27 protein-coding genes are annotated in these 22,118 nt (G+C 67.3%); 11 read left to right on the top strand and 16 right to left on the bottom strand.

Translation table 11 applies throughout. The annotated features are described in order from the left end of the window. Positions 1-357 precede the first annotated feature (357 nt). Positions 358-2,004, top strand: a complete 1,647-nt coding sequence (locus tag B1818_RS16255; RefSeq protein ID WP_078113317.1) for a MinD/ParA family protein — start codon at positions 358-360, stop codon at positions 2,002-2,004. A gap of 253 nt (positions 2,005-2,257) precedes the next feature. Here B1818_RS16255 and B1818_RS16250 read toward each other — a convergent pair whose 3' ends face one another. Further along, on the bottom strand, positions 2,258-2,884 hold the full coding sequence (locus B1818_RS16250) for a DedA family protein (protein WP_078113379.1): 627 nt from the start codon (positions 2,882-2,884) through the stop codon (positions 2,258-2,260). A 241-nt stretch (positions 2,885-3,125) separates the two neighbouring features. Here B1818_RS16250 and B1818_RS16245 point away from each other — a divergent pair, with 241 nt between their 5' ends. Genes B1818_RS16245 through B1818_RS16235 form a run of 3 tightly spaced genes read left to right on the top strand, consistent with a single transcriptional unit; the run spans position 3,126 to position 5,486 of the window. After that, positions 3,126-4,202 carry an alpha/beta fold hydrolase gene (locus B1818_RS16245; RefSeq protein ID WP_078113316.1) on the top strand — a complete coding sequence of 359 codons (1,077 nt, stop codon included), beginning with the start codon at positions 3,126-3,128 and terminating at the stop codon, positions 4,200-4,202. A 34-nt stretch (positions 4,203-4,236) separates the two neighbouring features. Then, the gene (locus B1818_RS16240; RefSeq protein WP_065631832.1) at positions 4,237-4,761 is read left to right on the top strand and encodes a hypothetical protein; all 525 of its coding nucleotides are present in this window, start codon (positions 4,237-4,239) and stop codon (positions 4,759-4,761) included. 59 nt (positions 4,762-4,820) lie between these two features. Next, the gene (locus B1818_RS16235; protein WP_078113315.1) at positions 4,821-5,486 is read left to right on the top strand and encodes a TM2 domain-containing protein; all 666 of its coding nucleotides are present in this window, start codon (positions 4,821-4,823) and stop codon (positions 5,484-5,486) included. Between the two features lie 87 nt (positions 5,487-5,573). On the opposite strand, the gene truA is transcribed toward B1818_RS16235, so the two are convergent. The 8 genes from truA to infA all read right to left on the bottom strand — a co-directional run bounded on the left by truA (position 5,574) and on the right by infA (position 10,371). Then, entirely contained in the window at positions 5,574-6,512 is a 939-nt protein-coding gene (truA, locus tag B1818_RS16230; protein ID WP_078113314.1) for a tRNA pseudouridine(38-40) synthase TruA, read from the bottom strand. Further along, positions 6,469-7,089 carry a 50S ribosomal protein L17 gene (gene rplQ, locus B1818_RS16225; protein WP_065631830.1) on the bottom strand — a complete coding sequence of 207 codons (621 nt, stop codon included), beginning with the start codon at positions 7,087-7,089 and terminating at the stop codon, positions 6,469-6,471. Before rplQ ends, truA begins: the two co-directional genes overlap by 44 nt. An 81-nt stretch (positions 7,090-7,170) precedes the next feature. Then, positions 7,171-8,223 carry a DNA-directed RNA polymerase subunit alpha gene (locus B1818_RS16220; protein ID WP_058251963.1) on the bottom strand — a complete coding sequence of 351 codons (1,053 nt, stop codon included), beginning with the start codon at positions 8,221-8,223 and terminating at the stop codon, positions 7,171-7,173. A 79-nt stretch (positions 8,224-8,302) separates the two neighbouring features. Beyond that, complete coding sequence (rpsD, locus tag B1818_RS16215; RefSeq protein ID WP_058251964.1) at positions 8,303-8,908, bottom strand: 30S ribosomal protein S4; 606 nt, start codon at positions 8,906-8,908, stop codon at positions 8,303-8,305. A gap of 24 nt (positions 8,909-8,932) precedes the next feature. After that, a complete protein-coding gene (rpsK, locus tag B1818_RS16210; protein ID WP_004023536.1) occupies positions 8,933-9,340 on the bottom strand; it encodes a 30S ribosomal protein S11 in 408 nt (135 codons plus the stop codon). Further along, positions 9,340-9,708, bottom strand: a complete 369-nt coding sequence (gene rpsM / locus B1818_RS16205) for a 30S ribosomal protein S13 (protein ID WP_004023537.1) — start codon at positions 9,706-9,708, stop codon at positions 9,340-9,342. Before rpsM ends, rpsK begins: the two co-directional genes overlap by 1 nt. Positions 9,709-9,918: 210 nt before the next feature. Continuing rightward, on the bottom strand, positions 9,919-10,032 hold the full coding sequence (gene rpmJ, locus B1818_RS16200) for a 50S ribosomal protein L36 (RefSeq protein WP_005207978.1): 114 nt from the start codon (positions 10,030-10,032) through the stop codon (positions 9,919-9,921). Between the two features lie 117 nt (positions 10,033-10,149). Next, a complete protein-coding gene (gene infA / locus B1818_RS16195) occupies positions 10,150-10,371 on the bottom strand; it encodes a translation initiation factor IF-1 (protein WP_004023539.1) in 222 nt (73 codons plus the stop codon). A gap of 248 nt (positions 10,372-10,619) precedes the next feature. On the opposite strand from infA, the gene B1818_RS24480 reads away from it, so the two are divergent. The 6 genes from B1818_RS24480 (at position 10,620) to fdhD (ending at position 13,768) form a co-directional block, all read left to right on the top strand. After that, positions 10,620-10,766, top strand: coding sequence for a hypothetical protein (locus B1818_RS24480; RefSeq protein ID WP_247449915.1), 147 nt, complete (start codon positions 10,620-10,622; stop codon positions 10,764-10,766). Positions 10,767-10,782: 16 nt separating this feature from the next. After that, positions 10,783-10,965 (top strand): hypothetical protein, encoded by a 183-nt coding sequence (locus tag B1818_RS24475; RefSeq protein ID WP_254859723.1) that lies wholly within the window; start codon positions 10,783-10,785, stop codon positions 10,963-10,965. A 27-nt stretch (positions 10,966-10,992) separates the two neighbouring features. Further along, complete coding sequence (locus B1818_RS16185) at positions 10,993-11,385, top strand: phage holin family protein (protein WP_058251965.1); 393 nt, start codon at positions 10,993-10,995, stop codon at positions 11,383-11,385. Continuing rightward, positions 11,382-12,131 carry an SIMPL domain-containing protein gene (locus B1818_RS16180; protein WP_078113313.1) on the top strand — a complete coding sequence of 250 codons (750 nt, stop codon included), beginning with the start codon at positions 11,382-11,384 and terminating at the stop codon, positions 12,129-12,131. Before B1818_RS16185 ends, B1818_RS16180 begins: the two co-directional genes overlap by 4 nt. 280 nt (positions 12,132-12,411) lie before the next feature. After that, entirely contained in the window at positions 12,412-12,861 is a 450-nt protein-coding gene (gene dtd / locus B1818_RS16175; protein WP_078113312.1) for a D-aminoacyl-tRNA deacylase, read from the top strand. A 40-nt stretch (positions 12,862-12,901) separates the two neighbouring features. Then, positions 12,902-13,768 (top strand): formate dehydrogenase accessory sulfurtransferase FdhD, encoded by an 867-nt coding sequence (fdhD, locus tag B1818_RS16170; protein ID WP_078113378.1) that lies wholly within the window; start codon positions 12,902-12,904, stop codon positions 13,766-13,768. Here the strand turns inward: fdhD and B1818_RS16165 are convergent. From B1818_RS16165 to B1818_RS24465, 7 genes are all read right to left on the bottom strand, one after another. Further along, a complete protein-coding gene (locus B1818_RS16165) occupies positions 13,740-14,870 on the bottom strand; it encodes an ABC transporter ATP-binding protein (RefSeq protein WP_078113311.1) in 1,131 nt (376 codons plus the stop codon). The two genes, fdhD and B1818_RS16165, sit on opposite strands and share 29 nt — an antisense overlap. A 49-nt stretch (positions 14,871-14,919) precedes the next feature. Beyond that, the gene (locus B1818_RS16160) at positions 14,920-16,233 is read right to left on the bottom strand and encodes an ABC transporter substrate-binding protein (protein WP_078113310.1); all 1,314 of its coding nucleotides are present in this window, start codon (positions 16,231-16,233) and stop codon (positions 14,920-14,922) included. Positions 16,234-16,323: 90 nt separating this feature from the next. After that, positions 16,324-17,160 (bottom strand): carbohydrate ABC transporter permease, encoded by an 837-nt coding sequence (locus tag B1818_RS16155; protein ID WP_078113309.1) that lies wholly within the window; start codon positions 17,158-17,160, stop codon positions 16,324-16,326. 110 nt (positions 17,161-17,270) lie between these two features. Continuing rightward, on the bottom strand, positions 17,271-18,185 hold the full coding sequence (locus tag B1818_RS16150) for a carbohydrate ABC transporter permease (RefSeq protein WP_176455940.1): 915 nt from the start codon (positions 18,183-18,185) through the stop codon (positions 17,271-17,273). 88 nt (positions 18,186-18,273) lie between these two features. Next, positions 18,274-20,361 (bottom strand): bifunctional lysylphosphatidylglycerol flippase/synthetase MprF, encoded by a 2,088-nt coding sequence (locus B1818_RS16145; protein ID WP_078113308.1) that lies wholly within the window; start codon positions 20,359-20,361, stop codon positions 18,274-18,276. Between the two features lie 36 nt (positions 20,362-20,397). Beyond that, entirely contained in the window at positions 20,398-20,886 is a 489-nt protein-coding gene (locus B1818_RS24470) for a hypothetical protein (protein WP_249145031.1), read from the bottom strand. A 12-nt stretch (positions 20,887-20,898) separates the two neighbouring features. Next, positions 20,899-21,279: a hypothetical protein gene (locus B1818_RS24465; RefSeq protein ID WP_254859721.1), complete on the bottom strand. Its 381-nt coding sequence runs from the start codon at positions 21,277-21,279 to the stop codon at positions 20,899-20,901. Positions 21,280-21,660: 381 nt separating this feature from the next. Here B1818_RS24465 and B1818_RS16135 point away from each other — a divergent pair. After that, on the top strand, positions 21,661-22,118 hold a 458-nt coding region (locus B1818_RS16135; protein ID WP_139363034.1), incomplete at its 3' end, for a DUF222 domain-containing protein.

Genomic DNA, 22,118 nt, shown 5'->3' with positions numbered 1-22,118 from the left:
TTCACGCCGAATATGACGCAGCCGGGGCCCCTTCCGGTTCCATCGAATTTTCGTTCGACGGAACCAGACCTCCCACATACGGATCCGTGAAGAACCGCGCACCCCGCTGCGCACATGTGTTGAGTGTCTGCATAGTGCCATACTCGGTTCGGCCTCACCACACCAGAGATGCACTATGCCGAACGCGTGTCCTCGAGACGGCTCTGTGGACGTCGTCCGGACCAGGTCGAGGACCTTGGGTAGACTGCCGCAGGACGCAGCCGGGGTCGATCGACAAAACGGGGTGGATCGCTGCACGCCTCGCCGAACTCGCCGCAACGCGATCGGCGCCCGGCCGCTTGACCAGAGGATTCCCCGATGACGTACGAGAACCCGACGAGACCGGACGGAACCGGGCCCGGCACCCCTGATGCCGACGCCCCGGCGCCGCCGCCCTGGCTGCAGTTCGCCCCGCCGACCGCCGCTCCACAACAGCCGCCGGCAGCAGCGCCCGCGCCGCCCGCACCCCGGGGACCGTCCGCACGTCCGGACAGCGGATCACCGGCCCGCGAGACGATGCCCCCGCGGCCGGACTTCGAAAGCCGGTCGGCGCCACCGCCCGACCATCCCGCCGCCGTTCTTCCGCCCGCCGACCACGCCGGCGCCGCCGACCACCCCGGGGCCGCGCCCGCCGATCCGCATCCTCACGGCGGGCCCGTTCCGCCGGAGCCGCGTCCCGAGATCTCACCGACTGAGAACCCGGTCGCTCCCCCGTGGTCGCCGCAGGCCCCTCCCGTCCCAGGGCCGGACCACTTCGGACCCGACAACCTCGGACCCGGTCACGTCACCGGCCCGGCACCGTCATCCGGAATGCCGCCGCACCCCGCCGCGCCGCAGATCGTGCCGCCCGCCCCGCCGGCTCCCCAGTCCGCTCCCGCGTGGTCCGCCCAGCCGGGGATGCCACCGACTCCAGTCGCCGGCCATCACCCTCCGCCGTACGCGGGCCCCGCTCCGATGGGCCCCGGTCCCGCCCCCGCCTTTCCCGGGCAGCCGATGCAGCACGGGTACGGGCCGCCGTCGGGAGGCCCCTCGCTCGACGAGGTGGCCCTCATCCGAAAGGCCCGTCGCGCACCGAGTCGCGGCTGGCGTCGTGCGGTGCACACGCTGTCGGCCGGCGCGATCAATCCCGGTGAGTCACAGGGCGACATCGAATACCAGCAGCTGCTCGAACGGGTGAACCGGCCGGTCCGGGGCGACTATCGGATCGCCGTGCTGTCGCTGAAGGGCGGAGTCGGCAAGACCACGACCACCGTCGGTCTCGGCTCGACATTCGCCTCCCTGCGGGGCGACCGCGTCATCGCCGTCGACGCCAATCCCGACCTCGGTACGCTCGCACAACGCATTCCGCAGCAGACCCGGTCGACCGTCCGCGACCTGCTCGCCGATGAGAACGTCTACCGCTACTCAGACGTCCGGGCCCACACATCGCAGGCGCCGAGTCGCCTCGAAGTCCTTGCCTCCGAACGAGATCCGGCGATGGCCGAGGCGTTCAACGAGGAGGAGTACCGCGGCGTCATCACCGTGCTGCAGCGCTTCTACAACATCATCATCACCGACTGCGGCACCGGTCTGAGCCACTCGGCGATGAACGGGGTCCTCGACCTCGCGAACACGATCATCCTCGTCAGTTCCCCGGCTCTCGACGGCGCCCGCAGCGCCGGCGCGACCCTGGACTGGCTGGAGGCGCACGGTTTCGGGCACCTCGTCTCGCGCGCCGTGGTCGTCCTGAGTTCGTCGCGACCCGGGTCGTCGACCATCGACACCGACCAGCTGGGTCAACACTTCCTCACGCGGTGCCGCGCCGTGCACAAGATCCCGTTCGACGACCACCTCGCCGAAGGCGCGGACGTCGACCTCGAACTGATGTCGAAGCCGACGAAGCGATCGTTCGTCGAACTCGCGGCGACCATCGCCGACGATTTCTCGGGTGGCCCCGGACAACGGGAGGAGCCGTTCCTCCGCTGACCGACCCCTGATTCCGGGCGGCGGAAGGGACCTGGTGAGACGCGGGGCAGACCCTTCGTGACGCGCCCTCCGCAAGCTCCGGGCGCTCCTCAGGGAGCGGCGGTTGGTCGCGCCTTTCCGCAAGCTCCGGGCGCTCCTCCGGGAGCGGCGGTTGGTCGCGCCTTTCCGCAAGCTCCGGGCGCTCCTCAGGGAGCGTGGGTTGGTCGCGCCTATCCGCAAGCTCCGTGCGCTCCTCAGGGACCGGCGGTTCGCCTCAGGGCGTCTCGGCGCGCCGATCGCGCCGCGCGATCCGCCAGCGCCGACCGAAGTGGATGAATGTCGGTATGACGATCGTGCACACGGAGGCGATGATGAAGATCTCGATGTTGTCGCGGATGACCGGGATGTTGCCGAGGAAGTAGCCGAGCAGGATGATCCCGGCCGCCCAGGTGAAACTGCCGAGCACGCTGAACAGGGTGAACGTCCGATGTGGCATGCCGCTGAAGCCCGCCACCAGCGGGGTCAGGGTGCGGACGATCCCGATGAACCGGCCGAAGAACACGGTGAGCGGCCCGAAGCGGTCGAAGTACTGGTTCGTCTTGGCCAGATACTCGGGTCCGATGGTGCGCATCAGTTTGCCCTCGACCACCCCGCGCCCCACACGGCGGCCGATGAAGTAGCCGCACTGGTCGCCGATGATCGCCGCCAGCGGCACAGCCAGGCACAACAGCCACAGCGGTGCGAAGGGATCGGGTTGCGCGGCGAACACGCCGGCGGTGAAGAGCACCGAGTCGCCGGGAAAGATGAACCCGACCAGGATGCCGGTCTCCACGAAGATCAGCACGCAGAGTCCGATGAGGCCACCGGTGGCCACGAAGGACTCGATGTCGAAGGGGTTCATCGAATCCAACACTAGTGGCGCAGCGACCCGCCGGGGCCCGGTGACCGTCGCGACGTGGCAAAGCGTCGGCAACCATTCAGATCCCGGCAACCCAGGTCGCAGCCGGCACCCGGCACCCGCCGCGCACGACGACCGGTGATGCGGTTTACTCGACGCCTAGCGGGACAACGCCCAATGCCATCCACCGCTCCGTCGCGAGGACGCGACCGACACCGCCCGAGCGACACCGAGGGGAGAGACAGTGCCCACCAAGCACCGGGATCCGTCCCCGACAACGACGTCCGGTCCGACGCTGCGTCCGGTCTCCGACACCGACGTCCGCATCGAGTACCACACCATCCACGGCTACCGGCGCGCCTACCGGATCGCCGGCAGCGGTCCGGCGCTGCTGCTCATCCACGGCATCGGTGACAACTCGTCGACGTGGGACGAGGTCATCCCGATCCTCGCGCAGCACTACACCGTCATCGCACCCGACCTGCTCGGCCACGGGGAATCGGACAAGCCACGCGCCGACTACTCGGTGCCGGCCTTCGCCAACGGCATGCGCGACCTCCTCGTCGTCCTGGGGATCAGCAAGGTGACGGTCGTCGGCCACTCCCTGGGCGGCGGCGTCGCGATGCAGTTCTGCTATCAGTTCCCGCGCTTCGTCGAGCGCCTGGTGCTGGTCGCGGCCGGCGGGGTCACCCGCGACGTCAACCCCGCCCTGCGGTTGTTCTCGCTGCCCGTCGTCCCGCAGGTGCTGTCGGTACTCCGCGTCCCCGGCGTGATCCCTGGTCTCACGACGCTCGCGAAAGCGATCGTCGCCGCGCCGGTGCCGCCCCTGTTCCCGTCCTCGGCCACGCCCGAACATCTACTGGCCGACCACGTGGACCTCATGCGGGTCCTCGGTGGGCTCGCCGACCCCACCGCATCGGCCGCCTTCCTCCGTACTCTGCGCGCCGTCGTCGACTGGCGCGGCCAGTCCGTCACGATGCTCGACCGCTGCTACCTCACCGAGCGCCTGCCGGTCCTGCTCGTGTGGGGCGACCGGGACGTCGTGATCCCCCATCACCACGGCGAACTGGCGCACTCGGCGATCCCACACTCGGAGTTCGAGACCTTCTCCGGCTCAGGACATTTCCCGTTCCACGACGACCCCGAACGGTTCTGCCGGATCGTCATCGACTTCATCGCGCGCCACGCGCCGGTGGAATTCGACCCGCTCAACTGGCGGCATCTGATGTCCGAGGGCGCCCATCCGGAGCAGTTCGTCGGCGACGACGAGACCGTCGACGAGGTGCTCGAGGCCTTCGGAGACGAGCGCAACGCCACCTGACCCGAAACACACTCGCGTATGCCACCATTGCGGGATGACGTACCCGGGGAATGGCAATGACGGCACCCGTCCGTTGCCGCATCAGCCGAACGCCTACGACTCCAGTCCCGGCTTCGTGCCCGCTCCCGCCCAATTCCCGGGCCCCGGCATGGGTTACGCGCCGCCCGGGCCGTTCTTCGACGCGGGTGCCGCAGCATTACCCGAGCCGCCGCTCGTGGTCATCGGTGACATCACGTGCACCCAGCACTACGTGATCACGCCGTCGGGCACGTTCCCGCTCGCGGGTTCGCAGTGGGAGGTCACCGACATGTCCGTGTCCTCCGAACAGATGTCGCAGACGGGCCTGGTGCTGGCGCTCGTCGGGTTCTTTCTGATCTGCTTTCTGAGTCTGCTGTTCTTGCTGATGAAAGAACGGCGCACAACGGGCTTCATCCAGGTACGGGTCCGGGGCGCGGGCGGCGCGATGCACGTCACCAACATCCCCGCCACGTCGCCCTGGACGATGAGCGATGTGTCCGGTCGCGTGTACTACGCACGCGAACTGGCTACCGTCGCCTGAGCCGCCCGCACGTTCGAGATGAGCACGCCGCTCCATCCAGTCACGAGGAGGACCACCCGATGACCACACCAGACAACCCGGGCGACAAGCCCCACGACCCGTTCGTCAAGCAGCCACCGGCCGACGCCTCGCCGTCGTACGGCACCGACCCCGGCCAGCAGCCGGGGGGTTCGGAGTTCGGCACCGCCGGGACCTCGCAGCCCGGCGGCGGCAATCCCCAGTACGGCGACCAGCAGTACGGGAGCCAGCAGTACGGCGACCAGCAATACGGGAACCAGCAGTACGGGGCACCCCAGCAGTACGGCGACCAGCAGTACGGGGGCCAGCAGTTCGGGGCACCGCAGCAGTACGGCGCACCCCAGCAGTACGGGGCTCCGCAGGGCGGGTATCCCGCGGCGCCCGGTTACGGCTACGGCGGCGCACCCGACCCCACTGCTCCCTACGGCCGTGACCCGGCCACCGGCGAACCGCTGTCCGACAAGTCGAAGCTGGTTGCCGGCCTGCTGCAGATCTTCCTGGGCAGCTTGGGCGTCGGGCGCTTCTACATCGGCGACAACACCACCGGCGCGATCCAACTCGGCCTGACGATCCTCGGCTACATCACCGCGATCTTCTTGATCGGGTTCGTCATCATTTTCGGTGTCGCCATCTGGGCGCTGGTCGACGGCATCATGATGCTGACCGGCAGTGTTCGGGACAAGAACGGCCTCAAGCTGGGCAACTGACCGCTGCGCTCGAGGAGGCCCCGGGGATCCGTCCCCGGGGCCTTCTGTGTCACAACAACTCCGGGGACCCGGCGAGACGGCGGGTGGTCACCCACCGCAGCAACCGGTCGACCCGCGCACGTCGCGGGTCACCGTGTTGCGAGCGGCGAGTTCATCGTCGGCGGGATAGTCGACGCCGACCAGGCACAGACCCCGGGCCTCGGCGACGGGTACCTGGCTACTGCGTTCCCGCTCCTCGAGAAGGCCACGGCACCAGTCGATGTCGCGCCTGCCGTCGCCCACACTCGCGACCGCGCCGACCAGCGACCGCACCATCGACCAGCAGAACGCGTCCGCGCTCACCTCGCCGACGAGGACTCCTTCGGCGTCCCGAGTCCAAGAGAACCGCTGCAATTCCCGGATCGTGGTCGCACCCTCCCGCCGACGGCAGAACGCCGCGAAGTCGTTCAGGCCGAGCAACTCCGACGATGCCGCGTTCAACGCGTCGACGTCGAGCGGCCGACGCCATGTCGCGGTCGTCCGCGCGACCACCGGTTCGGCACCCCACCGCGCATCTGTCAACCGGTAACGGTAATGCCGGCGCAACGCCGAGAACCGAGCGTCGAATTCCTCCGGGACGACGCGCACGGCCGTCACCCGGACGTCATCGGGACACATCTTCGCGAGACGCCCGACGAGCGTCGCTGGGTCGCCGGCGATCGATCGGGTCTCCAGTACCGACCGCGGAACCTCGGCGTGCGCGACCTGCCCAGTGGCGTGCACACCGGCGTCGGTGCGCCCCGCCACGGTCAGACGCACCGGCACCCGCAGGACCGTCGACAACCTGGTCTCGAGTTCTTCGCACACGCTGCGCTGGCCGACCTGCCGTGCCCATCCGGCGAAGTCGGTGCCGTCGTACGAGATGTCGAAGCGGAGACGACAGAACCCGCCGGCACCGGAATCGGCGCCGACGGGTTCGGTCTGCGGTTCTCGACTCAGTCGACTACTTCTTCTCACCGTCGACGTCGGCTCCGGCTGCCTCGGCATCGGGAGCGGTCGCGGCGGTGGACTCGTCGTCGACGGCCTCGGCGACAGCTTCGGCGTTGGCGACCTCGGCATCGGTGGCGTCGGCCTCGACGGCCTCCACCACGTTCGCGTCAGCCGAATCGGTATCAGCGACAACCTCTTCGGTGGCGTCGAGCTTGTCCTCGGCGGCCTTCTTGGAGGCGGCGACGCGGGTCGCGCGGCTGGCCTCGCTCGACGCGGTGGACTCGCGCACCAGCTCGATCACGGCCATGGGGGCGTTGTCGCCCTTGCGCGGCAGCGTCTTGATGATGCGGGTGTAGCCACCGGGACGATCGGCGAAGAACGGGCCGATCTCGTCGAACAGCGTGTGCACGACGTCCTTGTCACGGATGTCCTTCAGCACCTCACGGCGGTTGGCCAGCTTGCCGGCCTTGGCGTGGGTGATGATCTTCTCCGCGTACGGACGCAGGCGCTTGGCCTTGGCTTCCGTGGTGGTGATGCGGCCGTGCTCGAAGAGCGAGGTGGCGAGATTCGCCAGCATCGCCTTCTGGTGGCTGGCCGACCCGCCGAGGCGGGCACCCTTGGTGGGCTTGGGCATTGTCTTCTCCTAGGAGGACCCCGCATCACTCGATGCGGAAGTCAGGGTTGGGCAGTGACAGCTACCGCCGCGTCGTAGCGACTACAGCTGCTCGGTCTCCGCGAAATCCTCACCGGAATCGGCGTCGAAGGACGCGTCTTCCGACCACGTGCCGGTGGCCGGGTCGTAACCCGCGACCTGCGACGGATCGAAGCTGGCCGGGCTGTCCTTGAGAGACAGACCGAGCGCGTGCAGCTTGACCTTGACCTCGTCGATCGACTTCTGACCGAAGTTGCGGATGTCGAGCAGATCCGACTCGGTCCGCGCAACCAGCTCGCCGACGGTGTGCACACCCTCGCGCTTGAGGCAGTTGTAGGAACGAACGGTCAGCTCGAGATCCTCGATCGGCAGGCTGAACGAGGCGATGTGGTCGGCCTCGGCCGGCGACGGCCCGATCTCGATGCCCTCGGCCTCGACGTTGAGCTCCCGGGCGAGCCCGAACAGCTCCACCAGGGTCTTGCCCGCCGATGCCAGCGCGTCACGCGCACTGATCGAGTTCTTGGTCTCCACATCGAGCACCAGTCGATCGAAGTCGGTGCGCTGTTCGACACGGGTGGCCTCGACCTTGTAGGTCACCTTGAGCACCGGCGAGTAGATCGAGTCGACCGGGATGCGGCCGATCTCGGCACCCGACGCCTTGTTCTGCACGGCCGGGACGTAGCCGCGGCCCCGCTCGACGACGAGCTCGATCTCGAGCTTGCCCTTGTCGTTCAGGGTGGCGATGTGCAGATCGGGATTGTGCACGGTGACACCGGCCGGGGGCACGATGTCGGCACCGGTGACGGTGCCCGGACCCTGCTTGCGCACGTACATGGTGACCGGCTCGTCCTCGTCCGAGCTGACCACGAGGCCCTTGAGGTTCAGGATGATGTCGGTGACATCCTCCTTGACCCCGGCCACGGTGGTGAACTCGTGGAGGACACCGTCGATGCGGATGCTGGTGATGGCTGCACCCGGGATCGAGCTGAGCAGGGTACGACGCAGCGAGTTGCCGAGGGTGTAGCCGAAGCCCGGCTCGAGCGGCTCGATGACGAACTTCGAGCGGTTCTCGGCGAGGACTTCCTCGGTGAGGGTGGGTCGCTGTGAGATGAGCATTCTGTGGATCTCTCCTTTGGCCGCCCGCTATATGACGGCCTCGAGGGGTGTACCGAACAGCTGTTGCTGTCGGGCGGTGTTACTTCGAGTAGAACTCGACGATGAGCTGCTCGGTCAGCGGGACATCGATCTGGGCACGCTCGGGCACGCTGTGCACGAGAACACGCAGGGTCGACGGCACGACCTGGAGCCAACCCGGAACCGGACGATCGCCGACGAGCTCCTTGGCGATCTGGAACGGGACGGTCTGCAGCGACTTCGGGCGGACATCGATGATGTCGTACTGGCTGACGCGGTAGCTGGGCACGTCGACCTTCACACCGTTGACGGTGAAGTGGCCGTGGCTGACCAGCTGGCGGGCCTGGCGACGGGTACGCGCGATGCCGGAGCGGTAGATCACGTTGTCGAGACGGGTCTCGAGGATCTTCAGCAGTTCGTCACCGGTCTTGCCGGTGCGACGGTTCGCCTCTTCGTAGTAGCGGCGGAACTGCTTCTCCAGGACGCCGTAGGTGAAGCGCGCCTTCTGCTTCTCCTGCAGCTGGAGCAGGTACTCGCTCTCCTTGATCCGCGAGCGGCCGTGCTGGCCGGGCGGGTAGGGGCGACGCTCGAAGGCAGCGTCTCCACCGATCAGGTCGACGCGAAGACGACGAGACTTCTTGGTTGCGGGGCCGGTATAACGAGCCATGTTTCTCTGTTCCTCCCTTTCCCGCTAGACCCGACGCCGCTTGGGCGGACGGCAACCGTTGTGCGGCTGCGGGGTGACATCGGAAATGGTGCCGACCTCGAGGCCGGCTGCCTGCAGGGAGCGGATGGCGGTCTCGCGACCCGAACCCGGTCCCTTGACGAACACGTCGACCTTCTTGACGCCGTGCTCCTGGGCCTTGCGCGCAGCGTTCTCGGCCGCGAGCTGAGCCGCGAACGGGGTGCTCTTGCGCGAGCCCTTGAAACCGACGTGGCCCGACGATGCCCAGCTGATGATGTTGCCGCTGGGATCGCTGATCGACACGATGGTGTTGTTGAACGTCGACTTGATGTGTGCGTGGCCGTGCGGGACGTTCTTCTTATCGCGACGGCGGGTGCCCTTCTTGGGGCCTGCGCTACGTGACTTCGGAGGCATTACTTCTTCTTCCCGGCGATGGTCTTCTTCGGGCCCTTGCGAGTGCGGGCATTGGTCTTGGTGCGCTGTCCACGAACGGGCAGGCCACGACGGTGGCGCAGACCCTGGTAGCAGCCGATCTCGATCTTGCGACGGATGTCGGCCTGCACCTCGCGACGGAGGTCACCCTCGACCTTCACCGAGGCTTCGATGTACTCACGCAGCTTCGAGACGTCTGCGTCGGTGAGATCCTTCGCTCGGAGGTCAGGGCTCAGGCCCGTTCCCTCGAGGATCTCCTTGGAGGTGGTACGCCCAACTCCGTAGATGTAGGTCAGTGCGATCTCCAGCCGCTTCTCGCGGGGGAGATCCACACCAGCAACACGTGCCATGTGGCGGATTTCCTTTTCGATTCTCAGAGGTCTGCTCCCAGTCCGTCCCGCGAGCTGGTGCCGAACCGTGTGTCCGGCCTCGTGGGCTCCGGCCTCTGATCCGGAGGTAGGCGGTGACGCGTCTGTCGCCGCTGGTGTTGGGAGGTCCTGTTGTATTCAGTTGTCGATCTTCAGTTGTTCTGACTCAAGCGACCCGGAGGGTGCGCGTGATCAGCCCTGACGCTGCTTGTGACGCAGGTTCTCGCAGATCACCATGACCCGACCGTTACGGCGGATCACCTTGCACTTCTCGCAGATCGGCTTGACGCTCGGCTGAACCTTCACGTCAATCTCTCCTGCTCGGCTCGCCCGCGCGCACGCCGAAACGGCCGTACACGTGGGTGTCGGTCTCCTCCCGAACGGATGTCCGGGAAGTCTGTCCCCGGCGACGCCGGGAAAGTCCTACTTGTAGCGGTACACGATTCGCCCACGAGCCAGGTCGTAGGGCGAGAGTTCCACGACGACCCGGTCCTCGGGCAGGATGCGGATGTAGTGCTGCCGCATCTTGCCGCTGATGTGGGCGAGAACCTTGTGTCCGTTCTCCAGCTCAATACGAAACATCGCATTGGGCAGGGGTTCGATCACTCGACCCTCGACCTCGATGGCCCCGTCTTTCTTCGCCATGTCCTCCGCGATCCTGGCCGTGACCACGACATCTGGGCGACGTCGCGGCCCATTGGCCGGGTTGAATCAGTGTTTGTCCGTTAGGGTGTGGGCACCGGTCCGCGAGGACCTGCACCCGGTGTGCGCCGACCGGACCCACGTGCTGACACGCCGAGGCCCGGCGCGCGATGCGCACCGACGGTCCATGCTACGCGAACAGGCAGGCCAGGCCAAATGCGTGCGCGGCGTCGCAAGGAGGTCCGAAGCGGATGGGGACGGTCGACGACTATCTCGACGGGCTCGACCCGGACGACCGCGCGGTCATCTCCCGGACTTATGACGTCTCCCGCCACACGGTCCCCGGCACCACGCAGGGCAAGGGCTACGGGATGGGAGGCCCTGACGTATCGCGGTAGCCCGCTCCTGTCGGTGATGCGCACGAAGAATCACATCGGGCTGTACCCGTTCAGCCCCGAGGCGGTCGACGCCGGGCGGCCCTATCTCGCGGGTTTCGACGTCCAGAAGGGCACCGTACGTTTCCAGCCCGAAGCCCCTCCGTCAGACGACGCGATCCGCGCCATGATGACGTTCCGTCGCGATCAGATCGATGGTTGAGGCGAGGGTGCTGGCACACTGTCGCTCATGCTTGCCTTCCTCGTCCGCACCGTGCTGACCGCGGTGGCCCTGTGGGTCGCGACGCTGATCGTGCCGGGCATCGACTTCGTGGGCGGTTCGACGACCGCCGAGAAGGTCGGTATCGCCTTGGTGGTCGCCGTGATCTTCGGCGTCCTGAACGCGATCATCAAACCGATCGTGCAGATCATCGCGATCCCCTTCTACATCCTCACGCTCGGTCTGATCCACATCGTCATCAACGCGTTGATGCTGGAGCTCACCGCGTGGATCACCCGCAACACCACGCACTGGGGGCTCGAGGTCGACGACTTCTTCTGGTCGGCGATCTTCGGCGCCATCGTCGTGTCGGTGGTCGGGTGGCTCCTGGCCCTGCTGATGCGCGACCCGGTCGACCGATGACGAAAACACGCGGCGCCGACACACTGCGCCCCGCACTCCGGACGACATCGGTCCTCGCGGCGCTCGCCGCGGTGGTCCTGGTGGTGGCCGGGTGCGGCAGCGACACCGGCGGGCAGCCACGGTCGGTGACCGTCGTCGGGTCGGGCCAGGTCAGCGGCACCCCGGACACCCTGCGCGCCGACATCGGCGTGGAGGCGACCGCGTCCGATGTGACGACCGCGCTGAACGAGACGAGCGCCAAGGTCACCGCGGTCACCGACGCGGTCGTCGCGGCCGGAGTGGAGCGCAAGGACGTCGCCACGCAGCAGGTGTCGGTGAACCCGCAGTATTCGAGTGCCGCACCCGGCGGTTCGAGCCAGATCAGTGGATACACCGCGACCAACACCATCCGCGTGACCATCCGCGACATCTCTACGGCGTCGACCGTGCTGAGCGCCGCCGCGACCGCCGGTGGGGACAACACGCGCATCAACAACGTCGCCTTCGCCATCGACGACGACTCGGAACTCCTCGAGAAGGCGCGCGAAGCCGCGTTCACCGACGCCCGGGGCCGCGCGCAGCAGTACGCCGGTCTCGCCGGCGACTCGCTCGGCGACGTGCTGACCATCAAGGAGAGCACCAGCGGCCAGGAACAGCCGGTCTCGCCCGGTACCTTCGAACGCGACGTGGCGGCCGCGCCCGTACCGGTCGAGCCCGGCCAGCAGGAACTCACCTTCACCGTCACGGTCACGTTCGCGCTGGACTGAACACCCCGTCCGTGCACCGCACCCGGACCTCCACACCCTGACGATGACCTCCACACCTGATCCGAAAGAACGCCCTGCCCCCTGCTCCCTGAGGAGCGCCCGGAGCTTGCGGAGGGCGCGTCACGAAGGGTCTCCGCAACCGACTCACCAGGACCCTTCGTGACGGCCTCCGCAAGCTCCGGCCTCCTCAGGGAGCAGTGATTGGGCTCGCGCCGAGCACAACGGGTTCTTTCGTAGTCCACGACGGCCGTCAGGCCGCAGATACCGAGAAGGAGGATCGATGCGCGCCGTGCTCCAGCGCGTCAGCCGAGCGAGTGTGAGCGTCGACGGCGAGGTCGTCGGCGAGCTCGACATCCCGCCCGGCGGCGCGGGTCTCGTCGCGCTCGTGGGGGTCACGCACGACGACACCACCGACCACGCGGTCCGGCTCGCCGACAAGATCTGGCGCCTGCGGATCTTCGACGGCGGGGACGGCCCCGAACGCGCGGCCGCCGACCTCGACTCCCCGATCCTGGTGATCAGCCAGTTCACGCTCTATGCCAACACCGCAAAGGGCCGGCGCCCGTCGTGGAATGCCGCCGCGCCCGGGCCCGTCGCCGAACCGCTGGTCGACGCGGTGGTCGACGCGCTCCGGGCCGCCGGCGCCACCGTGGCCACCGGCCGTTTCGGGGCGCACATGGAAGTCGGTCTCGTCAACGACGGCCCGGTCACCCTGGTGCTCGACGTCTGAGACCGCAGCCACGAACAGTCTCAGGACTACCGTGGTGCCGGTGGGACGAATCACCGCACGCCGCCGTGTCACCCGCGTTCGACGCGACGCTGAGCCGACACAGCGCGCGGACACCTTGGCCGTCGAAGAGCCGCTCGAGATCCGGGTCGGCGGGCGCACACTCGCGGTCACCATGCGCACTCCCGGCCACGACTTCGAACTGGTCGCCGGCTACCTGGTCTCCGAAGGTGTGGTGACCACCGGCGCGGATTACTCGACGGCCCGTTACTGCGCAGGCACCGACGCACAGGGCGCCAACACCTACAACGTCATCGACGCGACGCTCGCCCCGCATGTGCCCCCACCCGGTTCCGAGCTGGTCCGCGCCAACCCCGTTACGAGTGCATGCGGCATCTGCGGCAAGGACAGCATCGCCGCGGTCCACACCGCGTCGGTCCATGATCCCGCCGCCGACACCATGAGCGTGGCCGCCGGGACGGTCCTGGACCTCCCCGACCGGTTGCGCGCCGAACAGAGCGTCTTCGACAAGACCGGTGGCCTGCACGCCGCCGCGCTGTTCGACGCGGATGGTCGCATGCTCGCCGTCCGGGAGGACGTCGGTCGGCACAACGCCGTGGACAAGGTGATCGGGTGGGCGGTTCTCGCCGACCGACTACCCCTGTCGGGCACCGTCCTCCAGGTCTCCGGCCGCGCGAGCTTCGAACTCGTCCAGAAAGCCGCGATGGCGGGAATCCCGATGCTGTGCGCGGTCTCCGCGCCGTCGTCACTGGCGGCCGACGCCGCCGACGATCTCGGCATCACGCTCGTCGGCTTCTCTCGCGGCGAGTCGATGGTGATCTACAGCCGTCCCGATCGGATCTCCCTGCCCGAAGCCGCGATCACCGAAGAGGTTTCGGTCCCGCGCTGAGGTCGTGACGACGCGGGTCGTCGAGGGCGACCCCGCTGATCGGATCGAACCAGTACGTCTCGTCGACCTCCGGGGTCAGCCCGATCACGTCACCGACCTCGATCGTCCGGCGATGATCGACACGGATGACGATGCGACTCCCGCGCAACCGGACGTCCGCGCTGCAGTAGACGAACTGTTCGGCCCCCAGCTCCTCGACGAGATCGACCGTTGCGGTGAGGTTCCCGGCCTGCGGTGCAGCCGACACCTGCCACGACTCGGCACGCAGACCGACGACGACGTCGCCCGCGGACGCCGACGACAGCACCGACGGCGGAACCCGGACCTCGGCGCCACCGAGGCGTACGATGCCCGCGTCCACCCGGGCGTCGATCAGACACATCTGCGGTGAGCCCATGAACGACGCCACGAACAGGTTCGCGGGCCGCGAGTAGATCTCGCGCGGACTCCCGACCTGTTGCAGCACACCGTGATCGAGCACGGCGACCCGGTGCCCCATGGTCATCGCCTCGACCTGGTCGTGGGTCACGTAGAGCGTCGTGATGCCGAGTTCCCGCTGCATGGCCGCGATCTGGGCACGCGTGCTCACCCGCAACTTGGCGTCGAGATTCGACAACGGCTCGTCCATGCAGAACACCTTGGGACGTCGCACGATGGCACGACCCATCGCGACCCGCTGTCGCTGCCCACCGGACAGCTTCGCCGGTTTGCGGTCGAGAAGCGGTGTGAGTTCCAGCATCTCGGCGACCTCACCGACCCGGGACGCGGTGTCCGCCTTGCTCATCCCGGCGTTGCGCAGTGCGAATCCCATGTTGTCGGCGACCGTCATGTTCGGGTAGAGCGCGTAGTTCTGGAAGACCATCGCCACGTCCCTGGCCTTCGGCGCCCTTCCGACGACGTCGACGTCGTCGATCAGGATCGCCCCCGACTCGACGGACTCCAGACCCGCGACCATCCGCAGACTCGTCGACTTCCCGCATCCCGACGGTCCGACGAGGACCATGAACTCGCCGTCGTCGACGGCCAGGTCGAGCGAGTCGACGGCGGGTTTCTGGCCGTCGGCGAAGCGCCGGGTCGCGCCGTCGAAGGTCACCGATGCCACGACCGGCCCCCTCGTCGCCGGCCCACAACCGGCCACGCCACGTCGCCCGTCATGACGGGAGCTTCGGCGCGATCTGCGCCTCGTAGATCTGCGCGATCTGGCGCTGGGTGTCGGCGAGGGTCGCGGCGACATCGGCGTTCTGCAGGCCGATGCGCTCGTAACCGGTGCCGATGATCTTGTCGCCGCCGGGGACGAAGACCCGCGCGTTGTTCTGCGGTTGTGTCCGCGGAAGCTGCTCGATGGCGGTGGCGAAGTTCGGGTTCTTCTCCAGGAACGCGACCATCGACGGGTCGTCCTGCGCGGATTTGCGCACCGGCATGTAGCCGACATTCTGCGAGAAGTAGGCGGTGTTCTCGGTGTTGGTGATGAACTCGATGAACTTCAGCGCGTTGACCTTGCGCTCGTCGGACAGTTTGGCCGGGACCGCGAGACCGGCACCGCCCGTCGGGCAACCCGAGACCCCCTGCGGCGCGGGCAGGAAAGCAGTACCGAAGTCGAAGGCGGCGTTCTCCGTGATGCCCGACAGATCGCCGGTCGAGGCGATGGTCGAGGCGATGATGCCGGCGCTGAAGTCGCCGGCGATGTCGTTGGAGATCTTCGCGTACCGTTTCGTGTTGATCGAGTCGCTCAGATATTGCGCGGCCGCAACGGTCTTCGGATCGGTGAACTTCAGCTCCCAGTCGTTCGAGTAGGCGCCGCCGAATGTCCAGGTCGGCCCCTGGAAGGTCCATCCGAGGTAGTCGGTCGCGTTGCCCCAGCCGTGCGCGCGCTTGTCGCCGCCGACCACGGTCTGGATCCGCGGGCCCCAGTTGTCGAACTCGTCCCAGGTCTGCGGGCCGCGGTCGGGCAGGCCGGCCCGGCGCCACACGTCTTTGTTGTAGTAGAACAGCGGAGTCGACCGCGCGTACGGCAACGCCCACGTCTGGTTGTTCCACTTGTAGTCGCCGACCAGCGAATCGACGTAGTCGGCGTTATTCACGTCCGCACGGCCGAAGAGGTCGTCGAGGGGGCTGATCGCGCCGATGAGCGCGAAGTTGAACCACCAGACGTCGGACAGGATCATGATGTCGGGCACGGCGCCGCCGGACAGCGCGGCGTTGAACTTCTGCGCCGCCTCCTCGTAGTTCTTGCCGGCGTCGACGAGCTGCACGGTGATGCCCGGGTTGGCCGCCTCGAATCGAGAGATGAGTTCTCGTTCGACCTCGATGGATTTGCCGGGGTGATTCGACCAGAAGCTCAGCTTCGAGGCGTCGCCCGACGACGAACCGCCGTCACCCGAGGTTCCGGCGCATGCGGCCACCAGAGCACCGGCCGCGGCCGTCGCGGACGCGGCGAGGAACCCGCGCCGGGACATGTTCATCATCTGTCGTCTCCTTCGATCGTCTGTGTGTCAGTCGTTCTCGCGCGGGGGTGTTCTCGCGCCAGGTGTTCTGGCTGGTGGGGTGCCGGCCGGTCAGCCCTTGACCGCCCCGGAGGTGAGGCCCTTGATCATGTGCCGTTGCAGGGCCAGGAAGAGGACGAGCATCGGCAGCATTGCGAGCACGGTCGCCGCCATGACCGGGCCCCAGTTGGTGAGACCGTCGCTGTTCTGCAGGAGGGTCAATCCCACGGGCAGCGTGGCAACCGAGGCGTCGTCGGCCATCAGGAACGGCCACAGGTACTCGTTCCACTCGTTGACGAGGGTGATTGTCGCGAAGGCGACCATCGTCGGGATCGACAGCGGCAGCACCACTCTGGTGAGCAGGCGGAAGTGACCGGCCCCGTCCATCCGCGCCGCCTCGATGATCTCGGGCGGGATGGACAGGAAGTGGTTGCGCATCAGGAAGGTCCCGAATGCGACACCGGCGAGCGGCAGGATGATGCCGATGAAGGTGTTCCGCAGTCCCAGTTGGGCCACCAGGGCGTAGTTGGTGATGACGGTGATCTGGTTGGGCACCATGAGCGCGGCGATGATGACGACGAATACGATGTTCTTGCCCGGGAAGCGCAGGAACACCAGCCCGTACGCGCTCAGCACGCCCAGCACGAACTTGGCCACGCCGAGGATCGAGGTCACGATGACCGAGTTGCGCAGGTAGCTCCAGAACGGTACTGACGTCGTGGCCTCGACGTAGTTCTCTGGACGCCACGTCGACGGCCACCACACGGCCGGTTGCACGTAGATCTCGGTGCGATCCTTGAACGACGCCAACAGGATCCACACCAGGGGCAGCGCGATGATCACCAGCACCACCGTCATCGCCGCGTACCCGCACGCGTCGGCCAGTCGTCGGCGGGTGGCCGGCGTCATCGCCTCACCGTCGGGGCGCCGTCGCTTCTTCTCGGGACCCGCCGGCGGATGTCCGGACTGGTCTGTGTGCCCCGGCGTGGCAACCCGTCTGGACACCGTGGTGACGGGCCTCATCGCGCTCCCCTGTCCATCATGCGCACCTGGATCACGGTGATGGTCAGCAGGACGACGAACATGACGGTCGCGACCGTGGCGCCGTAGCCGGCACGGAAGTTCACGAAACTCTCTTCGTAGACCTGGTAGACCATCGTGGTTGTGCCGTTGCCCAACGGGCCGCCCCGGGTCATCACGTTGATGATGTCGAACACCTGTAACGAGTTGAGCAGCACGGTGATCGACAGGAAGAAGGTCGTGGGCCGCAGTTGCGGCAACAGCACCTTGCGAAAGTAGGTCCACCAGCTGGCTCCGTCGATCGCGGCCGCTTCGTCCAAGTCGGTCCGCTTACCCTGCAGCGCAGCCAGATAGATGACGAAGGCGTAGCCGAGGTTCTTCCAGATGTAGGTCACCGTGATCATGAACAGTGCCCACGACGGCTGCTGGTAGAAGTCAGGTGCAGAGCCCAGTCCGAGGCGCACCATCACGTCGTTGACGAGGCCGAAACTGGGGTCGAAGACGAACTGGAAGGCGATGCCGACCGCCGCCCCGGACAGCACGAACGGAGCAAACGCCGCCGACCGCACCAGATTTCGGCCCCGCAGTGTGCGGTCGAGCAACAGTGCGAGCGCCAGGCCGATGACCATGCTGCCGACGACAGCGGCGACCGTGAAGATGACGGTGTTGGCGACGATCACCCGGGTATCGGCACGGGTGAACCATTCGAGGTAGTTGTCGATCCCGACGAACGTCGCTCCCGCCTCGGCGATGTTCCAGTCGTAGAACGACATCCGGATGTTCTCGACGAGCGGTCGATACGTGAACACGCCGAGGAGGACGAGGTTCGGCACGACGAGCAGGAGGAACAGCCCATAGCTTCGCCAGGGACGCCGCCCCGTTGCGGGCAGCACATGTTCGTCGACCGATGACACTGGCGAAGTCTCGCCGTCGGAGACGACCGGATGGTGAACTCAGGCGGCGATTCCCGTGAACGATGCCTTCACAGCCGGGGCGGGCGGGTCACTCCCCTCGTGACGCCGCCAGCCGGACCAGCTGACCGGTCGTGGCATCCGGCAGGTACGCCCTGGAGATGGCCACACCGATACGCGGCAGGTCGGATTCGTCCCGGAAGGCCAGATACACCGGCTCGTAGCGGGGATTGAACTTCTTCTTGAAGGTGTGCAGTGAGCGGAATCCGTAGTAGGGCTCGAGCGCGGCACCAAGCGTGTCGAGCAGTTTGTCGAGCGGCTCGGCGTCGAAGTCGCCCGTTCGCGCCAGCGGTGCGCCAGACAGCGAGATGAACTGCGCTCCCTCGTCTTTGAAGGCGACTGCCGACGACGCGATGAGATACTCGACGACCGGCCCGAACCCGTCCGTTCGGCGTCGCATGATGTCGAGCGTCCACCCCGCGACGTCGCCACCCGGCGCGTACACCGGTAGCCACGAGAGCACGCCGTGCACGTTGCCCGTCGGATCCACCGCGAGTGCCACCCGGACCGCGGGGTCCATCGCCTCCTCGACACTGCCCAGGGTGAATCCCATCTCGGGAAGGCCCTTGTCCCCCACCCACTCCTCCGAGATCGCGCGCACCTGGGTCCTGACGGCGAACGACTCGTCGGCCAGCGAGACCATCCGCATCGAGATGTCCTGCTTGGTGGCCTTGTTCATCGCCGATCGCACGTGCTGCCAGGGCTTGCCCTTGAACTCCAGACCCGGCAGGTCGACGATCGTGTCCTCGGCGATCTGCACACTGAGCCATCCGCGTCCGGTGACGATCTCCGAGGTCGCCGAACCGATCGAGAACCAGCACGGAGTCGCGCCGGCGCTCTCCGCGAGGTCGACGAAGGCGTCGACGGCGTCGGCCAACCGCTCGGGTGCGCACACCGGGTCGGCCAGGGCCACCATGGTCCCGACGTGCTTTCGGTAGGTCACGACGGACTGGTCGTCGAGATCGCCCGCAGCGCCGGTGAACTGGTAGCTGTTGCCCGGCCAGGTCGTCATCCACGACATCGTGCCGCCGCCGTGCGCGCGCAGCAGTTCCTTGACGCGGGCGACCGGGTCGTCGCCGTCGACGGACGCACCGACCTGACGCACGCGCCACGGCACCGCGAACGCGAACCGGCCGGGGATCAGGATGGCCAGGACCAGCACCCAGAGCAACGTGGTTCCGAGCGTCACGGCGCCCTCCGACGACACGTCGGTGAAGACCACCAGGATCACCGCCAGCAGGGTCGCGATGACGTTGAGCGCACCGAGGACGACGGCCACCCACCACGCCCACCGCTTACCTCGCCGGAGTTGATCGGCGATGAGCACGTTGACGACGAGGCCGATGAGCATCGTGAAGACCGAGTCGTCCCCGGCGTCGGTCGGCCCGAGCGGCCCGCTGCCCGGGAACAGGAACACCAGGAGGTTCGCGCCCGCGATGACCAACAGGGCAGCGCAACCCAGCATGCGGACCTCACGCCGGGTCCGCGGCACCCAACCGTGTTCGTTGGTGGCGAAGAACTTCTCCCCCACGATCAGCATGATGATCGCGGCGAGAACGTACTCGACCGAGGCGAGGGTCCCCTCGAACAGGAACGCGACCGAGACGATGGCGCCCAACAGGACCCGGACACGTAGCCGCCAGGGCGAACGCACGGTCGCCGAGGCCACCGCGACCGCCGAGACCACCAACGCCCCCACCCCGGTGGCGCGCGACTCCGCGAGTTGCTCCGCCCACCGCCACGACGTGACCTCGGAGGAAAGCAACCACAGCAGCAACACCGTCAGCAGGGATGCGATCAGGTGGCCGCCCACACCGACCAGAACGGCCTTCACGGTGCCCAACTGCCATTCGGCCCAACCCATTCCGACGACGACCGCCACCAGCGCCAGCAGGTACAGCCAGGGTCCGGGCTCGACGAACGCGGAGCTGACCGGCGTCCACCACTTGCCCTCTCGGAGCGCCGGGAGCCCGAAGGCCACCTCGTGATACCACGACTTGTCGTTCGCCCTACCCCACAGCGATCCGGTCGTCGCACCGACGATCAGCAGGGCCGCCGCGAGAGCCACGGTGAACGGAAGCCGCCGCACGACGGTGAGCCAGGAGACGTCGGAATGCATGGTCAACGGTACGACGACACGACCCGCCGCACACGGTCATCGGGTTGATCGGTCACCCGCCAGCGTTGGAACCCACCATTCGTCGTCACGACGCCACAAGACGGGCACATCGTCGATGCGGATGGAACCGGGGTCGAGCCACCACGTCACGTCCGGGCCCCATCCGGCCAGCACCGTGGCCCCGTCCCGCTCCGGGAGTGGGATCTCGATCCCCGCACTCGTCAGATAACCGTTGACGCTCACGTGGACGGCATCGAGGTCGGCGGCGACGGCTTGCCAGTCGGGCACGAACCAGCGGCGATGCCGTCCGGTGGTGTTGTACCAGTCCCATCTCCTCGACGCGGTCACCTCGAGTGGGTAGCGGTCGACCAGCCGAGCCCAGTCCGCGGGTGCCGCGACTTCGTATACCCGCGCGGGTTCGCCGACGGACACCGTCCAGACTCGGGCCTCCTCTCCGATCGAGGTGTCTTCCTCGGCGACGAGCTGCAACGCGCCGAGGCCCGGGCGGGCACGCGTCGTCTGCACCGTCCCCGCGGCTTACGGCGTCGACCACCACTCGTCACTGAACGCGCGGTGAGGATTGCGCTCGAACTCCCGACGCGAGCGCGCCTCGCCGGCTTCGACGTGGGCCCGCCACTCATCCCACCGCACGCGCTCGCTCCGGTATGGCAGGGCGGACTCCGGGAGCGCCTCGCTTCCGAACGGGTAGGCGATCACGCGCTGGAATGCGAGATCGACCGGGTCGTCCCACCATGCACAGACCGGATGGCGGAGCAACACCCCCGCTACCGGCTCGAGGAGCGCAACGATTTCAGGTGCGGCATAGCGGATGTCCTCCTCGTCGGGAGGCTGCCAGTACCGAGCGAAGTCCACCGCGTACCCGAGTGCACCCAGGAGCTCCCATTCATCCGCCGCCACGAGGCCTTCAACGTCGACGCTCCGAATCGCGGCCGAACGTCTGGAGATGCCCGAGGTCGCCGATACTGATCGACCCGTTCACCTGTGGCGTAACGGAATGCCATGTTCGCGCAGAGGAATCGTCCGCGTGGGGTAGCGAGGATCTCTTGGGTGCGGGCCATCTCGCCGACGGTATCGGTGACGGATGCCGCACGCCATGGGATCACTGCTCGCGGCCTACCAAACCGCTGAGATGATGCACTCCGCGCTGTGGCGCGAACCGCCTTACCATCCCCCACCGACAACCGTCCGTCACCCACAAGAAGACGAAATTCGTTGCACACCAACCTAATAGCCGGTAGAGTTGGACCCACATTCGATTCACCACAGGGGGGTGAGGTCGTGTTCGATTCCCAACGAGACGTCGGCACCGACGCGCCGACCCCTCGTGCGGTCGAATTGGTTGCCGATCTCCACCGCACCCTCGACAAGTTGCAGACCGTGGATCTGTCACCGTGTACCGATGCCGAACTCGCCGACGTGACCGCGGAAACCGAACGCGCCATCGCACGGTTGACCGTCGCCGGTGACCGGCAGATCGATCAGGTCGAGGCTCGCGACCTGCCCCGAAAAGCCGGCTGTCGGACCCTGATGCAGTACATGACCCACCGGCTACGAGTGTCGAACCCGATGCGGCGCCGTAAGCAGATGGACGCCACCGCCCACCGGACCAGCCTCGGCGGCGAGGTCCTACCACCCGAACACCCCTGCCTCGCCGAGGCGTTCGCGCAAGGCACGGTCGGCACCGCACACGTACAAGCCACCCTCGACGTCCTCGACCGCATCCCCGGCACCATCGA

Origin of the sequence: Gordonia sp. IITR100, from assembly GCF_002009645.1 — a bacterium.
In the GTDB taxonomy this organism is placed as follows: Bacteria; Actinomycetota; Actinomycetes; order Mycobacteriales; family Mycobacteriaceae; genus Gordonia; species Gordonia hongkongensis.
The sequence above is the reverse complement of the archived record's forward strand: the minus strand, read 5'-3'. Positions and strand labels throughout refer to the sequence as shown.

Excerpts from the sequence above, each read along its gene's own strand:
- B1818_RS16220 (WP_058251963.1), bottom strand. The coding sequence starts at position 8,223 with ATGCTCATCTCACAGCGACCCACCCTCACCGAGGAAGTCCTCGCCGAG.
- rpsM (WP_004023537.1), bottom strand. The coding sequence starts at position 9,708 with ATGGCACGTGTTGCTGGTGTGGATCTCCCCCGCGAGAAGCGGCTGGAG.
- B1818_RS16145 (WP_078113308.1), bottom strand. The coding sequence starts at position 20,361 with ATGCATTCCGACGTCTCCTGGCTCACCGTCGTGCGGCGGCTTCCGTTC.
- B1818_RS16240 (WP_065631832.1), top strand. The coding sequence starts at position 4,237 with ATGACGTACCCGGGGAATGGCAATGACGGCACCCGTCCGTTGCCGCAT.
- B1818_RS16255 (WP_078113317.1), top strand. The coding sequence starts at position 358 with ATGACGTACGAGAACCCGACGAGACCGGACGGAACCGGGCCCGGCACC.
- B1818_RS24475 (WP_254859723.1), top strand. The coding sequence starts at position 10,783 with ATGCGCACGAAGAATCACATCGGGCTGTACCCGTTCAGCCCCGAGGCG.
- rplQ (WP_065631830.1), bottom strand. The coding sequence starts at position 7,089 with ATGCCCAAGCCCACCAAGGGTGCCCGCCTCGGCGGGTCGGCCAGCCAC.
- rpsK (WP_004023536.1), bottom strand. The coding sequence starts at position 9,340 with ATGCCTCCGAAGTCACGTAGCGCAGGCCCCAAGAAGGGCACCCGCCGT.
- B1818_RS16160 (WP_078113310.1), bottom strand. The coding sequence starts at position 16,233 with ATGATGAACATGTCCCGGCGCGGGTTCCTCGCCGCGTCCGCGACGGCC.
- B1818_RS24480 (WP_247449915.1), top strand. The coding sequence starts at position 10,620 with ATGGGGACGGTCGACGACTATCTCGACGGGCTCGACCCGGACGACCGC.
- B1818_RS16155 (WP_078113309.1), bottom strand. The coding sequence starts at position 17,160 with ATGACGCCGGCCACCCGCCGACGACTGGCCGACGCGTGCGGGTACGCG.
- infA (WP_004023539.1), bottom strand. The coding sequence starts at position 10,371 with ATGGCGAAGAAAGACGGGGCCATCGAGGTCGAGGGTCGAGTGATCGAA.
- B1818_RS16235 (WP_078113315.1), top strand. The coding sequence starts at position 4,821 with ATGACCACACCAGACAACCCGGGCGACAAGCCCCACGACCCGTTCGTC.
- B1818_RS16250 (WP_078113379.1), bottom strand. The coding sequence starts at position 2,884 with ATGAACCCCTTCGACATCGAGTCCTTCGTGGCCACCGGTGGCCTCATC.
- B1818_RS16180 (WP_078113313.1), top strand. The coding sequence starts at position 11,382 with ATGACGAAAACACGCGGCGCCGACACACTGCGCCCCGCACTCCGGACG.
- truA (WP_078113314.1), bottom strand. The coding sequence starts at position 6,512 with ATGCCGAGGCAGCCGGAGCCGACGTCGACGGTGAGAAGAAGTAGTCGA.
- dtd (WP_078113312.1), top strand. The coding sequence starts at position 12,412 with ATGCGCGCCGTGCTCCAGCGCGTCAGCCGAGCGAGTGTGAGCGTCGAC.
- rpsD (WP_058251964.1), bottom strand. The coding sequence starts at position 8,908 with ATGGCTCGTTATACCGGCCCCGCAACCAAGAAGTCTCGTCGTCTTCGC.
- B1818_RS16185 (WP_058251965.1), top strand. The coding sequence starts at position 10,993 with ATGCTTGCCTTCCTCGTCCGCACCGTGCTGACCGCGGTGGCCCTGTGG.